The sequence below is a fragment of the Halorubrum lacusprofundi ATCC 49239 genome (assembly GCF_000022205.1).
In the GTDB taxonomy this organism is placed as follows: Archaea; Halobacteriota; Halobacteria; order Halobacteriales; family Haloferacaceae; genus Halorubrum; species Halorubrum lacusprofundi.
On record NC_012030.1, the window covers coordinates 120,529 to 134,255 of the forward strand.

Annotated in this window: 11 protein-coding genes and 4 pseudogenes; 5 read left to right on the plus strand and 10 right to left on the minus strand. The window is 57.8% G+C overall.

Annotation, left to right across the window (positions count from 1 at the left end):
• Positions 1 to 235 precede the first annotated feature (235 nt).
• A complete protein-coding gene (tnpA, locus tag HLAC_RS16355) occupies positions 236 to 625 on the plus strand; it encodes an IS200/IS605-like element ISHla21 family transposase (protein WP_012660096.1) in 390 nt (129 codons plus the stop codon).
• Positions 622 to 1,857: an RNA-guided endonuclease InsQ/TnpB family protein gene (locus HLAC_RS16360; protein ID WP_012660097.1), complete on the plus strand. Its 1,236-nt coding sequence runs from the start codon at positions 622 to 624 to the stop codon at positions 1,855 to 1,857. Before tnpA ends, HLAC_RS16360 begins: the two co-directional genes overlap by 4 nt.
• Positions 1,858 to 1,979: 122 nt before the next feature.
• Here the strand turns inward: HLAC_RS16360 and HLAC_RS16365 are convergent, their stop codons facing one another.
• The 4 genes and pseudogenes from HLAC_RS16365 to HLAC_RS19695 form a co-directional block, all read right to left on the minus strand.
• Entirely contained in the window at positions 1,980 to 3,359 is a 1,380-nt protein-coding gene (locus tag HLAC_RS16365) for a Cdc6/Cdc18 family protein (protein WP_012660098.1), read from the minus strand.
• Between the two features lie 1,048 nt (positions 3,360 to 4,407).
• Positions 4,408 to 4,897, minus strand: a pseudogene (locus HLAC_RS19430) (RNA-guided endonuclease TnpB family protein); the annotation flags it as partial.
• Positions 4,898 to 5,130: 233 nt separating this feature from the next.
• A complete protein-coding gene (locus tag HLAC_RS16375) occupies positions 5,131 to 5,346 on the minus strand; it encodes a HalOD1 output domain-containing protein (protein ID WP_237583086.1) in 216 nt (71 codons plus the stop codon).
• A 238-nt stretch (positions 5,347 to 5,584) separates the two neighbouring features.
• A pseudogene (locus HLAC_RS19695) lies at positions 5,585 to 5,785 on the minus strand (DUF955 domain-containing protein); the annotation flags it as partial.
• On the opposite strand from HLAC_RS19695, the gene HLAC_RS16380 reads away from it, so the two are divergent.
• Together HLAC_RS16380 and HLAC_RS16385 are read left to right on the plus strand one after the other, a co-directional pair.
• A complete protein-coding gene (locus HLAC_RS16380; protein WP_012660101.1) occupies positions 5,762 to 5,977 on the plus strand; it encodes a hypothetical protein in 216 nt (71 codons plus the stop codon). The pseudogene HLAC_RS19695 and the gene HLAC_RS16380 overlap by 24 nt on opposite strands.
• A 54-nt stretch (positions 5,978 to 6,031) precedes the next feature.
• The gene (locus HLAC_RS16385; protein ID WP_012660102.1) at positions 6,032 to 7,630 is read left to right on the plus strand and encodes an aldehyde dehydrogenase family protein; all 1,599 of its coding nucleotides are present in this window, start codon (positions 6,032 to 6,034) and stop codon (positions 7,628 to 7,630) included.
• Between the two features lie 135 nt (positions 7,631 to 7,765).
• Here the strand turns inward: HLAC_RS16385 and HLAC_RS20130 are convergent.
• The 6 genes and pseudogenes from HLAC_RS20130 to HLAC_RS16405 all read right to left on the minus strand — a co-directional run.
• Positions 7,766 to 7,843, minus strand: a pseudogene (locus tag HLAC_RS20130) (DUF8129 domain-containing protein); the annotation flags it as partial.
• Positions 7,844 to 8,058: 215 nt separating this feature from the next.
• Positions 8,059 to 9,297 (minus strand): RNA-guided endonuclease InsQ/TnpB family protein, encoded by a 1,239-nt coding sequence (locus HLAC_RS16390; protein ID WP_012660103.1) that lies wholly within the window; start codon positions 9,295 to 9,297, stop codon positions 8,059 to 8,061.
• A 177-nt stretch (positions 9,298 to 9,474) separates the two neighbouring features.
• Positions 9,475 to 9,654, minus strand: a pseudogene (locus tag HLAC_RS19700) (DUF8062 family protein); the annotation flags it as partial.
• A gap of 574 nt (positions 9,655 to 10,228) precedes the next feature.
• Positions 10,229 to 10,531, minus strand: a complete 303-nt coding sequence (locus tag HLAC_RS16395) for a HalOD1 output domain-containing protein (RefSeq protein WP_012660106.1) — start codon at positions 10,529 to 10,531, stop codon at positions 10,229 to 10,231.
• Positions 10,532 to 10,578: 47 nt separating this feature from the next.
• Positions 10,579 to 11,928, minus strand: coding sequence for a bacterio-opsin activator domain-containing protein (locus HLAC_RS16400; protein ID WP_012660107.1), 1,350 nt, complete (start codon positions 11,926 to 11,928; stop codon positions 10,579 to 10,581).
• Between the two features lie 182 nt (positions 11,929 to 12,110).
• Entirely contained in the window at positions 12,111 to 12,557 is a 447-nt protein-coding gene (locus tag HLAC_RS16405) for an FKBP-type peptidyl-prolyl cis-trans isomerase (RefSeq protein WP_049933930.1), read from the minus strand.
• 342 nt (positions 12,558 to 12,899) lie between these two features.
• Between HLAC_RS16405 and HLAC_RS16410 the strand changes: the two genes are divergently transcribed.
• Complete coding sequence (locus HLAC_RS16410) at positions 12,900 to 13,625, plus strand: DUF726 domain-containing protein (RefSeq protein WP_049934018.1); 726 nt, start codon at positions 12,900 to 12,902, stop codon at positions 13,623 to 13,625.
• Positions 13,626 to 13,727 lie beyond the last annotated feature (102 nt).

The window sequence follows — 13,727 nt, forward strand, 5'->3', positions numbered from 1 at the left end:
AGGGATTCAGCAAGTTCATCATCGCAGTACCGAACTGTATTCGCAGCTGAATCGAATTCGAGAATATTAGCAGACGCGAGTTTCGGAAGGTGATAGAGTCACGAGCGCATACCCCCGTCTTTAGGCGGGGGTCAAGCGGACAATAGCGTACATCCCCACCGACGACGCTATGGCTGGATTTCCCACCGATTCACCATCAGTATTAATATACATTGTCTCATAGTGTACAACACGGATGAAGACCACACGGCACGCGACCTACAACCTCAACTACCACCTTGTGTGGTTGCCGAAGTACCGCAACTCGGTACTCGTCAACGAGGTCGCAGACCGTGTGCGGACCATCCTCCACGAAATAGCCGACGACAAGGGCCTCGAAATACTTGACCTGACCGTACAACCCGATCACGTCCACCTATTCGTCAGTAGCCCACCGAAACACGCACCATCCCTTCTCGCCAACTGGTTCAAAGGTATCAGCTCTCGGAAGTACAACCACCGCTACGCCGACCACGACGGCGAGAAAATCGGATGGGTGAGAGGCTACTACGCAGGGACAGCAGGGCACGTATCGAGCGAGACGGTCAAGAACTACATCCAGCGTCACGAGGAGGACGAGTCGTGACCACGCTCACGAAGACGCTGGAACTGAAACTGGTAGAGCCGAACGCGCACAAGCGGAGAAAACTCCGCGAGACGCGAGAGGCGTACCAACAGGCGCTTCACGACGCCTTCGACGCTGGCTGTACCACACAGACCGAAGCGAACGACGTGGTGGTCAACTACAAGCTGAGTGGATACGCAAAGAATGCGCTCAAGAAGTACGTCCCGCAACTCACGACGACGTACAACGCAGGCGAACTTCACGATGCCCACCCCGTCCGTTTCACGAACGAAGGGCTACGACTCGACCACAAGCCCGAGAACGCTATCGAGTGGTACGTCAAAATCCCGCACCACGAGGACTATCACCTCTGGATGCCAGCACAACCGAATCCCGAACAACGGGACTGGTTGGAAGCGTTGAACGCGGGAGACGCCACGATGGGCGAGAGTCGGCTATTCGAGCGGGACGGAACGTGGTATCTTCACGTCACCGCAACCCGCGACGCAGAGGGCGGTTCCGAGGTGTCCGACGAAGAACGGACACCCATCGGTGTCGATATTGGGGAAGCGTCGCTCGTCACGGTGTGTCACCGTGACGACCACGGTTGCCCGACCGCTCCCGAACTATGGGCCGACGAAGGGAAGACCGTTCGTCGGCTCCGCAAGACCTACTTCACCGCCACGAGGCGACTTCAGACACGCGGTAGCGAACGTATCGCGGAGTCCTTCGGTGACGACCTGTGGAACCAGATAGACGACGTGTTCCACCGCGTCACCCGCGAAGTCGTGGACTACGCCGAGTCTGTCAAGAATCCCGTTCTTGTTCTGGAAAACCTGACGTACATACGGGAGTCGATGGACTACGGCGAGTACATGAACCGCCGTCTCCACGGATGGGGATTCGCCAAACTCCACGCGCAGATACGATACAAAGCCGTCGAGAAGGGTATCCCCGTCAAGACGGTGAACCCTCGCAACACCTCGAAAGAGTGTCATGCGTGCGGTGAGGTAGGATACCGCCCACAACAGGCGACGTTCAAGTGTACGAACGATGCGTGCTGGATGGGCGAGTACCAAGCGGACGTGAACGGAGCGGTGAACATCGCAGACCGCTACCTCAGCGGAGAGAGTCGTTTCAGAGAACACGAGAACGACGATGACTCGGCTGAGGATGGGGGGCGTTTGACCGCCCCACAAGACAGCCAAGCCGATGCTACCAAGCAAGAGACGCTTGGAACGTATGCGTCTTGAAACCGTAGGGCCACGCTCGGCCTGAAATCCCGTGGTGGGATTCCCGCGTCTTCAGGCGCGGGAGGAGGTCAATGCGGACACACCCGGGGGTGAGTAACGAACTACTGACGATCCGACTGTCGCTACCTCAGCGTCTGCTGTTCGTTCAGCCAGTTCTTCACAAGCTCATCGAAATCAACCGAGTCGAATCGAGAGACAGCCTCAAGCACTTCGATGGCCGTCGACGGCTCGACGCGGAGTTCAAACGTGTAGGCCTCACCTCCGACGGATCCGGAGGCAGATTTCCGCGCACGAATGATACTCAGCATGTCGAGCTCGATGAGATGATCACGCATCCGACGTTGAGCCAGGCGGTCGGCGTCAATGTAATCTGAAAGGGACGTATAGACATCATAGACGTCACGAGTCCGAATCCCGGAGTGACCCCCGAGTTCGAGAATCGTCACCGCTGCCAGCGCGAGGTGACCCTGCGTCGTGAGCTGTTCCATCCCCTCGATGATGAGCTCTCGCTCAGCTTCGCCCTGAGCGGTTCGGACATGCTCTTCTTCGACACGTACATCACCCTCGGATTCGGCGATTGCGGCAGCTTTTCGGAGGTACTTGATCGCCTGACGAGCGCTCCCTTTGTCCTGTGCAGCGTACGCGGCACAGAGCGGAATCACGTCGTCGGACAGGACGCCCGAATTGATACGGAGGAGCGTGCAATCGGTTCGGTCGGCGTCTATTTCGTTGAAGGCCTTGGCAAGCGAACCATCGTCGTCATCCAAATCGATGTTGATCTCAAACGCCTCGCCCTCGGATGTCTCATACACGAGCGAGGTGTTACGGAACGCCTTGCTTGCACGGCGGGAAAGGATATCGCGGAGTTCGTTCGCATCGTAGGGCGCAAAGAAAATCGAGTCGTCGTAGAGGCTGTCTTTCGCGGCAGGGTCGAGGTTGTCACGCCATTGAAGGTCGTTGCTAATGCCGATGATCGACGGATAGACGTCGTCGTTAACGTAATCCTTATCGCGCGCACGAGGGAGCGAGTAGAGAATCTTGTCGTCTGTGCCGAGGTTGTCAATCTCGTCGAGGACGATGATGATAGTCCCACCGATATCGTTCATCGCGTCCCAGAGGTGGTCGAGGACCTTCTGCATCGGATGCCCATTGGGGTTCTCGCCACCGAGTTCCTCACAGAGCCCACACGCGAGCGTGTAGCTCGAGGAGATTCCCTCACAGGAGAAGAATACCGTTGTCAGATCGAGATCCTGAGCGTCAGCAAACGCCTCCAGTTCGGCCAACTCTGCCTTCGCGGCCGCCGTCTTCCCCTGGCCAGCCTTCCCCGAAAGGAACGTGTTCTCGGCGCCGGCACCACGGGCTGCGGGCTTCAACGACCGTCGAAGCTTCAAGATCTCGTCTTGCCGCTCCGGTAGCGTCGTTGGGGTGTGACCCTCTTTGAGGTAGTCCTCGCCGCCGACCGCAAAGATTTCTGAGGTCGTCGAGTACGGGGACGAGTCCATCGTGCATACTTCGTGTATTCAACTCACATAAACCCCCGTGTCCGTAATGTCCGACTTGTCCGAATAACCCCCCACCTCGTCCGGAATTACCGTCGTTCCGGCGACACACGGATTATTCTACACAGTTTCACCTGTGGGCGAGAACCCCACCCGGGCCCCCGGGGTTGTCCGCAATTATCCGGCAAGCGGTAGGGGTGGGGAAGTCGGTTCAACTGGGTCGATTTCCAGAGAGATCATCGATTCAGCGTGACTACCGTGGTTGCTTGGTAACGTATATAATAAACCTTTTCATTAGAATAAGTAAGTAGTAGATAGAGGAGCTAATTCGGCATTTTCTATCGCTGACTACAAGTACTTAAGTACTACAGCTACTCTACCGCTTTAGTCTCCATACACCCCTACGATAGAATTGCAGACATCCCCGGGGGCGGGGGTTGGAATAGCCGCCTCCTTCTCGTTGCTGGACTGAACGCACTCTATTAGACAACACCAACGCGGAAAGAGGTGACTAGAGCATCCCAAAAGGTTGTTCTCGGTCATCGGCGGCTTGTTGCCAGTTTCGAGCAATTCCTGTCGACCACGTCGTTCGTGAGTCTTCTCCCCTACTCTACGTTGATGAATTGCGGACAACCCCGGGGGTGGGGGTGCTGTCTAGTCGATCAGCTCGACTATCATTATCGGCAGTGTCCTAGTCGTCGACGCCCGACTCCAGAAAGCTTCACTGAGCGGAGTCACGGCTCATCGGTACGAGAGACTTGTCCGTTAACCAACGCAACTCCATGTACGAATTCTTTGTTGGTTAAGACTTGGCCGATCATTCTTCCTAACTCATTTGCTGGTCGAATTACGGACGACCCTGGGGGTCTCTTTACGGAGAATCGAGGAGAAAGCCTCGCGCTTCAGCGCGGGGAGGATGTCAAGCCCGACGAGAGAGTAACCGATCGCAGACGAGATTACCGAGATACAGGCCCAACGACGTGGTTTGTCACTACGTCCCGTACAATTGCGGACATCCCCGGGGGTGGGGGACTGTCCAGATGACGTCCTGTTCCACATCCTCGGACAGCACGTACCGTTCGTATGGTGTTAGGCTGTCTGCCGGTAGTTCAAAGTCGCCCTTGACGCGTCCGTTGACGGTCGAGAGGGACACGCGGTCGCGGTAAAAGGTCGCGCTCCGCTTGTCGTACAGCATACTCCGTGACGTGAACTCCGGTTGGCTCACTCGCTTGCCCTGTTTCCATCGTTCGACGCACCCTTTCGTGGCTTGGACGGCGCGTCGGATGGCTTCTTGAACGAGGTTCGCGATGAGGTCTGTTTCATCGCGGAGTTCGTCGTAGAGCGCGTCTCGTGCGGTTGAGTTGGCTGTGACGCACTCTGTGTATGAATCGTCGGACCAACAGAATTCGGCGGCGCGGTTCACACAGTCAAGAAACTGTCGGGCGGATTCGTGGAGGTAACTGTCGGGCGGATTCGTGGAGATTGTTGCGGCGCTCGTCGGGAACAATGCGTTTGACCGGCGCGGTTCGACGAACCTCCATGTTTCAGAGTACTATCTAACGGTACATGGACGGTACATGGACATTTGGGAGTCGGGTAACTACCGTCGTGCGGTTGTGTCGTCTTTTCTCAGTTTCCTCTCCGGCTACTCGCTTGCTTCTCCGAAGCTCGCTCCTTGAGGCCAGAGGCTCCACCTCGAATTATGCTGAATCGTCATCGAACGTATTCAGGTAGCTACCTGGATCGGGTCCACCCGAGCGTGACACCAATCTCCCTACTCGTCCGCTGGGCAGGGAGCTTTATCATCTAGAACGTCGACACCCTCCGGTGTCACCGTGAGCCGGATTTCTTCTACCGCAAACTGTACTTCCACATTCCCATTCGACGAGTACAAAAGCTGTTCGAGTGCATCGACGTCGATGTAATCGTACAGTTGGGATTTCTCTCGATCCAGCCCCTGTGCTTCGAGCGTCTCGATGATATCGATCAAAAGATCAGACGATACTCCTGACTTATTTCCTGATAAGCGACCCATGGTAACATTTAGCATCTAGAACAGTTAGTATTTAATATAAATGGAATTACTTACAGTTATTTGAAGCGTCTACACGTCTTGTTTGTGCACGGAAGCAACCTCTTGTGAAGGCTGCCTCTCCCCATTTGCTCGCTTAGTTCGTTCCTTGAGGAAGGGGTCTTAGAACCCATTTTTATGTAGTGCACCCTGCTGGTCAGTCTTCGGGAACGCTAATGATCAATTTTGTCGTCCGACTGATTCGGCCAAGCCAGTCGCGAACGACCTCTGGGTCGTCTGTTTCCCACGCGGACAAGTAGAATACTGACACGGTAGTGTCGAGTCTGCAGTACCTGCCGACGACGTACGCGATGGCTTCGACCTCACGTTTCAAGTGCTCGGTGTCGTCATCGACGTCGAGTTTGACGGCTACGAGGACGACGCGGCGTTCGTCTTTTCTCTCCTTCCCGAGGCCGACGTGTCGCTCGTTCCCGACTTGGTATTCGGTTCATCGAAGGTGGCGCGTTCGGATAACGTATCCCAACTCGACGGCGCGGGTCGAGGAGGCCTTCGACAGGATCGAGGAGTGGATCTGATTCCGACCGACTGACCGCAGAATTCTGTTCGGCACAGTTATACCCCGCGCAGAACACATTGTGAGGTAATGACACTCAGTCAATTCGAGAACGAACTTACGATTCACGAGCACACGCAGGCGGGGACGCTGGACGAGTTTCACCGTGCCTACGAGGCCGAAGTCGACGACATCCGCTCCGATTTCGGGGCGACTCACCCTCTCCGGATCGACGGCGACGCGGTCGAGACCGGAGAGACATTCACCGTCACGAATCCGGGAGACACGGACCAGGTCCTCGGGGAGTTCGCAGCGGGAGATGAGACGCACGTCGACGAGGCCGTCGCGGCCGCGAGCGACGCCTTCGACGAGTGGAAGGAGACGTCCTGGGAGGAGCGCGTCGCGATATTTCGCGACGCCGCGGACGTCATCCAGGACCGCAAACTCGAGATCACAGCGTTGATGGCCTACGAAAATGCAAAAACACGGAACGAGGCGATTGCGGAGGTCGACGAGGCGATCGACTTCCTCCGGTACTACAGCAGTGAACTGGAACGGAACGAGGGATACACCGCCGACACACATGAGCCAACACCTGGCCAGCGCTGCGTCAGCGACCTCCAGCCGTACGGCGTCTTCGGCGTTGTGGCCCCGTTCAATTTTCCGTTCGCGATCACCGTCGGAATGACAACCGGCGCGCTGATCACCGGAAACACCGCAGTCGTGAAGCCGGCGAGCACCACGCCGCTGACGGCGCACGCGTTCTACGACGCCCTCGCGGAGGCGGGCATTCCGGACGGCGTCGTCAACCTGGTCACGGGTGGCGGGCGGGCGGTCGGTCAACCGATGATCGAACACGAGGACGTCGCCGGATTCGTGTTTACGGGCTCTCGCGAGGTCGGACTCGAGATCCAGCGGACCTTCGACGAGCTGGGCAAACGCGGGCCAGTCGTCGCGGAGCTCGGCGGGAAGAACCCGGTCATCGTCTCCGACAGCGCCGATGTCTCGAAGGCCGTCTCTGGCGTGAAGTTTGGTGCGTTTTCGTTCAGCGGTCAGAAGTGCTCTGCGACCTCCCGCGTATACGTCCACGAGGACATCGCCGACGAGTTCACGGAGCAACTCGTCGAGGAGACGAACGACCTCTCCATCGGCAAGCCCGAGAACCGGGAGACGGTCGTCTCTCCCCTGATCGACGACAGCGCGATCGAGCGCTACGACGATATCTGTGAAACGGCGGCCGCGGACGGCACGGTCCTGACCGGCGGGAGCCGCATCGACCGAGAAAACCTCCCGACCGGCCGGTACGTCGAGCCGACCGTGGTCACGGACATTCCGCACGATCACGCGCTCGCGACGGACGAGCACTTCCTCCCGTTCGTTACTATCCACCCCGTCTCGAGCCTCGAGGAAGGGATTACGAAGGCCAACGACAGCGATTACGGACTCTGTGCTGGCCTCTTCTCCGAGGACGAGGACGAGATCGACACGTGGTTCGACCGGATCGAGTCCGGGATGTGCTACGTGAACCGCGAGCAGAGCGCGACGACCGGTGCGCTCGTCGAGGCCCAACCGTTCGGCGGCTGGAAGTACTCCGGGACGACCGGGAAATTCGCGGGCGGTCCGTGGTACCTCCAGCAGTTCATGCGTCAGCAGAGTCGGACTGTGGTCGGCGACGTCGGACAGCCCTGAGATCGCCACAGCAACCGCCGGACCGATCTCCGCCCCACCGTGAGACTGCGCAACATTCCCGACTGAACGCCGAGAAACTGTCTCTGATACTTCTCCGACTCGAGAACTCGATACCTCGTAGGAAACACACTCCTAAAGGGTCTCCATATCTGGAATCGTCGCAATACCGGCCTCGACCAATCGATAATTCGGTGCTTCGAGGCGCTTTTCGGGTGTGGATTTTTGCGGTGTGGTGACTACTCGCCCTTTGTGGGGGCGATAGCGTCCACAAGGACGATGTGGTGGGGAGATCGAGCGCCCGGTCCCCCATGTCTGGTTATGGTCGGAGATATTGGCCGGTTGGAATTCGAGAGGATCGCGGAAGACAGAATGAACGGGAGTAAGCTACCACGGCCTGAAGGCCGTGGCATTCAGCGTGAACTCCCGTTCTAACCCGTCAAAGGGGCAGGCGAATACTCGCCATTCACGTTCAACGTCCCGCTGTTCAAGCGCACGCCTACGGGTGCGCCTCCACGTCCAGACTTTTGCTGGTCGCGGAGATATTTTAGACCGATATTCTTTGCCGCATTATAATCCGCGTGAACCTCGTACCCACACTTCAAACACTCAAACTCATCCTGCCTATTGTTGTGCGGGCGATTATCCTCGTGGGTGAACCCGCACTTCGAGCAACGCTGACTCGTGTACTCCGGATTAATCTGCTTCACTTCAACCCCTTTAGACTCGGCTTTGTACGTGACGTACTCGTAGAGTCGGTGGAACGCCCACTTGTGAACAGCCTTCGCGTGAGGAAGGCGTTCTCGGACACCTTTGAGTTGCTCGAACACGATGTGCGTACAGTCGTTTTCAAGAGCTTCCTTCACAAGTTCGTTCGAGATCGTGTGAAGAAACTGCTCGAAGCGCCCAGTTTGCTTGCGACCGACCCGCTGAACATTCTCGTGTGCCCATCGAGTCCCGGTTTGTTGGAGGTCGCCCCGGCGCTTCTCGTACTCTCGATGCCAGTGGTTGAGTTCGCCGCCACTCCAGAAGCGTCCGGTTGAGGTGGTTGCGATGTTTGTGATTCCGAGGTCAACACCAAGGACGGAGACGTGCTTGGCATCGCCTTGTTCGGCCTCATCGTTCTCCACGGCGGGCTTTGTCCGCACATGAAGATAGAAACAGTCCTCAACCTCATCGTAGTGGAGCGTGGCTCCGTTCACGTCGTAATCGTCGTTGAACAAGTACGCCGAATGTGGCGTGTCACGCCGTTCATCAGGGAGGATGAAATCGGCGGTGACTCGCCCGTCGATGGTGGCGAGCGTGGCGTGGTCGTCGTTGACCGTGCCGGTTCTTGCGTCGTAGCTGGCGAACCGTGACGTGAAGTGTGGTTTCGAGGCTTTCTTGCCTTTCTTCCAGCGTTCGACACAGCCTTTGACGGCTTCTGCGGCTCGGTTGCGTGCGGCTTGCACGAGGTTGGCCGGGAGCGGTGATTCGTCTCGAACATCGTAGTACGTTTGGTCGTGGAGTTTCTGTTTGCTGGTGATTTTCCAGTCGGGTTTCCACGCTACGTCTACGACGTAGTTGGCGGCGTCGAGGAAGTGGTCGGTCGTCTGGTGGAGAAGGTTAGCGGCACTCTCGTCCACATCGAGTTTGATGGGTACGGTTCGAGTGCTTGAATCCCCCACCATCTGTGTTTCATATGTAGAAGCCTGTATTTATAACAATTTGGATTAGCGTGGGGGAGTTAGCCTGCTATTGAACGTAGTTTGTGTCCCTGTTGTCGGCTTCCTCCCGCGCCTAAAGTCGCGGGTATCCGCCTTGAATATCTATGACATCGAGAGACGTAGTGAAAGGAGCGGCAACTCCTACGAGTGGCTCTGGTCGTTTTCACCCGAAACGACGTCATCGGTCCCCGTCGGTGCTTCGATACGAACGGCGTGACGTGTATGCCTCGCGTGAGTCTCTGCCCAGCGCCGTGCGGGTCGCTCTGAGAGAAACTGTTCGCCGTCCGGGCAGCGCTGGCACCGAACGATCCACGGACTTACAGATCGTCTCGTAACACTGGCCAAACGCGCTGTCTCTGGTGGTCCTTCACCAGCAGTCAAGAAGGGCAATGGTGGCTGTGCAGACTGGGTAATCATTGGCTCTGTTGAAATCCTCAGTGAGTGATATGTTCTCGTGGTCGTGCTGAATATAGAGGATGTAACTCGCAATCGAAACTCACGGAAAATGATAGAGCGGACGTAGTTAACAATCGCATCAACACGGAGTTACAGAGCATCAGTATCACCATTTGGGTCTCCAGTAGGAACTTCAAACTCATCGTGGCCGCAATCTGGACACCGCTCTTTGAAGGGACTGATCTCACCGTTCTTCAATCGACCCACACGCGCCTTCTAGCAGTTCGAACAATACATGGTATAGGGTATCATCGCGTTCCTGAACCCTTCCGGTCGGTGAGTCAGCTCTCCTTACACTCTTCATCGCAAAACGAATAGAGTCGACGGTCACAATCATCATCTCGCTCCACATGGACTGAATGAGATTCGCCCACATCTAACGGAGTTCCACAATAGGCACACACTTGGAATCACTCGGCCTCCTTGTCACCCATACTACCTATCCAACGATGACTTCCCCGTACCCCGTGACCGTCACCGGCTGCTCCTCGTACTCGAACTCGACCTGGATACCCGCCTCCGTCCCCGAAGATAGGAGCGTATCAAGAGCATCCGGATCGATCACCGAGTGGAGGGGTTCCATCTCCGTGGGTTCCTCACCGATTACCGCGGCAACCACCCCGACAACCGTTATCGAGAGCGGGCTATCGCTCGTCCAGTCGTACTGGGCGTGGTACGTCTCCGCGATCGTGTCGTAGCCGAAACGGTCCGTGCTGTCGGTCAGTATCGTACTCGAGGTCATTACTTCGGGACAGGAGCACCGACGGCCTAAGGAGTCGGGCTGACTGGTCAGCGTACGGCCTTTCCCGACCCCTCGAACAACTGCTCTAAGACGGTATTCTCGGCCAGTCGAAGGTGTCGATTGAAGGTTTGACGGGTGATCCCCAGCCGCTCGGCGAGTTCGTCACCGATGCTCTTCCGGGGCGTCTCGAAATACCCGCCATAATATGCCGTCTGCAATGACGTGAACTGCCGTTCGGTAAGCACGTCTTCGACGATGTCGTAGAGGAGCCGCGGCGAGTACTGGAGTTCCTGTGACTCTAATCGGATATCTGGATACACCTTCCGGACGGCCTGTACGGCCGTCCTCGCTTCCACATCTCCTGGCACTTCAGCCGTGAGGAGAGGGCCTGCGTCACCGTTGGTCTGAAACAAGGATTTCACCTGTCCCCCCAACTCTGCAAAGACTAGCGACACGGTCGGCGCCTCGACGTGGACCTCAACCCGGCACTTATCGGCGCTCGACTGAAGCAGCCGGGTATCGTCAACACCGTACGCCTGGTCGAACACGTCGATCAACTCTTTTGCCGAAATGCCCCTCCCGGTGATGTACTGGAGGACCGACCCGTCTTGGAGGCGAACGACTTCGTCAACGTCGATGCGCATGTCACCGTCAACTACGTCGAGCAGCGGGCTGAATAACTGCTTGGAATAGAGTTCGAGCACCCGGCGTTTATCGCTCGTCAGCTTGTCCTCGCGCTCTTTCAACCGGGTTGTATCTTCGAATCCCACGACAACATATTCAACTTCTTCATCTTCACTCAATACAGGTGCCGAATTGCTCGACAGCCAGCGTTCGGTTCCGTTCGGGAGGTCGATCCAGTGTTCGAAGCCGTAATCGGGTTCTTTTGTCTCCAGGACGCGAGTCACGGGGTGCTCGTCCTCGCTGACAGGCGTGCCGTCGTCGTAATAGATCTTCCACTCCGGTTGGCGGTAGGTTCGAGAGGTAATCTCGTCACGCTCCAGTTCAAGCATTTCTTCAGCCCGTTCGTTCGCGAGGGAGATCTGCCCGGACGGCTCGACCACCACGATGCTGATCGGACTGGCTTCAAGGATTTTCTCGATGACCGTGCGCTCGGCGTTGCTCAGCGTCGGCGTCGCGTGGGTATTGGTCGCGTTTACGGACGATCCTTCATCCGGATGCGATCGCCACCAGACCCGGGCGTTGGCACCTACCTTCTTGGTTTTCAACTCACCACTGCTCGCCAGCTTCTCTAGACGTTTGTAGACGGTACGTCGAGCCGCGTCGAGCGAGTTTGCCACCTCTGGAGTTGTGAGTGGCTCAGAGGGGTCGTCGCGCCGGTCGAAGACGGCCAGCGTTTCGGCATAGACATCCCCCAAAGAACCCGATGATGACATACACGTCCTAAGGCAAGGCACGCGTATAGCGGTTCCGTCGATGGCACTACGGAACTGTAGCTTCACCCGGGTCACTCCCTAGAGAGTGTTGTCGATCTTCTTAATGGGAGATACGCGTGTTCTATTCAGCACCCAGCTCTTGTCAGGCTTGGAGGATTTCAACAGAGCCTCTGGGTTCTATCTCAGTTGACGTCGATGATTTCGACGTCGAACGTCAGCGTTTCGCCGGCGAGACGAGGATTGAAATCCACCCGGACAACCTCCTCGTCGACGTGGATAACCTCGCCTTGGCTGCCGTTCTGGGCCTCAAGGTAAGACCCCTCTTCAGGCGTCTGGCCGCCGAGCATCTCTCGGAGCTCCTCGGTTTCGAACTCCTGAATATTCTCGTCGCTAGGCTCGCCGTAGGCCTTCTCCGGCGGGATCGTCAGGGTTTCCGTCTCCCCAGCCTCTAACCCGATCAGTCCCTCCTCCATCCCCTCGATAATCTGTTCGTCACCAATTTCGACCGTCAGCGGCGCGTACTCTCGGTCGGGCTGGGCCTCGGCGAGGCCCGTTTCTTCGGCGACGGATTTTCGGGACGTGTCGAACACTGTCTCATCGTCAAGTCGTCCCGTGTACTCAAGCGTCACAGAATCGCCAGTAGCTATCGTCATACGAATACAAAAAGTGCCACACGGAAAGTCTATTGCATCGAGAGAGGGCCATCGCCGCCGCGTCAGATATTTGATCGCTCGGGTCGATACTCCGATATCACATCGGATACCTCTGTGGACGACCCGGATGCACCGGACACCCCAAGGGGGGAAGCAGACGCGGACCACGCAAACGCCGCCTCCGACAGGCTCGTCACTCGCCGTCGACTCCTTCTCGGCGTCGCGGGCGGCGTCGGACTCCTCGGGGGCGGCGGGCTCTACGTCACACGATCGCTAAGCGGCGACTTCGGCGGGTATGACGCGCCGGAGACGCAGCCGATGGTGACGACGCGAGGGCGGCTCGACGCGAACAAGCCGCCGGAGCGATCGGGCTCCTGGGACTTCGACGGAGCCGACGCGGTGGTCCTGTTCGTCCACGGTCTCGGTGCGGACGCCGAGTCGGGCCGCGATCAGGCGTACACCGCCCGATTGGGGCTCGCAGCGGCGACAGACGCCACCACGGAAACCGACGGCCCGCCGGTGATCGGCTACTCGTGGGCGTCGAACGTCGACTGGGGGCCGGCGAAGCAGACCGCGGACGCCAATGTCGCCCCACTCGCTGACTGGCTGTCGGCGTGGGCGGACGACGACGGGCGACCAGTCCACCTGTTCGCCCACTCGCTCGGCGCCCGCGTGACAGGAGCGACGCTCCGCGAGCTCGCTGACCGTGAGCGGACAGACGTCCTCGCCTCGGTGTCGCTGTTCGGCGGCGCGATTCCGAACGACAGCGTCGCGGCCGATGGGCGATACGGGCCGGCTATCGCGGCGGTCGATGCCCCCGTGTTTAACTTCCACAGTCGGACCGATCACGTCCTCGGCTGGGTGTATCGCGTCTCGGATCGGACTCGCGCAGTCGGTCACGGGGGGCTCGCGGCGTCATCGACTGCGCCGACCGGCTATGCGGATGTCGACGTTACCGACCTGGTCGCGGACCACTACTCGTACTTCCAGCCGGGAGAAGGGTGTCTACCGCGAGTGGTCGACCGAATTGGATGTTGTCGGTAACGTGACCGAAGTGGTGTGCAGTCTTTTTAACAGAATTCGTCTCGGAGGCAGTAAGGCTCTCGATGAAATGATTAAAACGAACATAATGATGTGAACGAACTA

Coding starts and splice junctions, on each gene's coding strand:
- HLAC_RS16395 (WP_012660106.1), bottom strand. CDS start 10,531: ATGACCTCGAGTACGATACTGACCGACAGCACGGACCGTTTCGGCTAC.
- HLAC_RS16365 (WP_012660098.1), bottom strand. CDS start 3,359: ATGGACTCGTCCCCGTACTCGACGACCTCAGAAATCTTTGCGGTCGGC.
- HLAC_RS16400 (WP_012660107.1), bottom strand. CDS start 11,928: ATGTCATCATCGGGTTCTTTGGGGGATGTCTATGCCGAAACGCTGGCC.
- tnpA (WP_012660096.1), top strand. CDS start 236: ATGAAGACCACACGGCACGCGACCTACAACCTCAACTACCACCTTGTG.
- HLAC_RS16390 (WP_012660103.1), bottom strand. CDS start 9,297: ATGGTGGGGGATTCAAGCACTCGAACCGTACCCATCAAACTCGATGTG.
- HLAC_RS16385 (WP_012660102.1), top strand. CDS start 6,032: ATGACACTCAGTCAATTCGAGAACGAACTTACGATTCACGAGCACACG.
- HLAC_RS16410 (WP_049934018.1), top strand. CDS start 12,900: ATGGTGACGACGCGAGGGCGGCTCGACGCGAACAAGCCGCCGGAGCGA.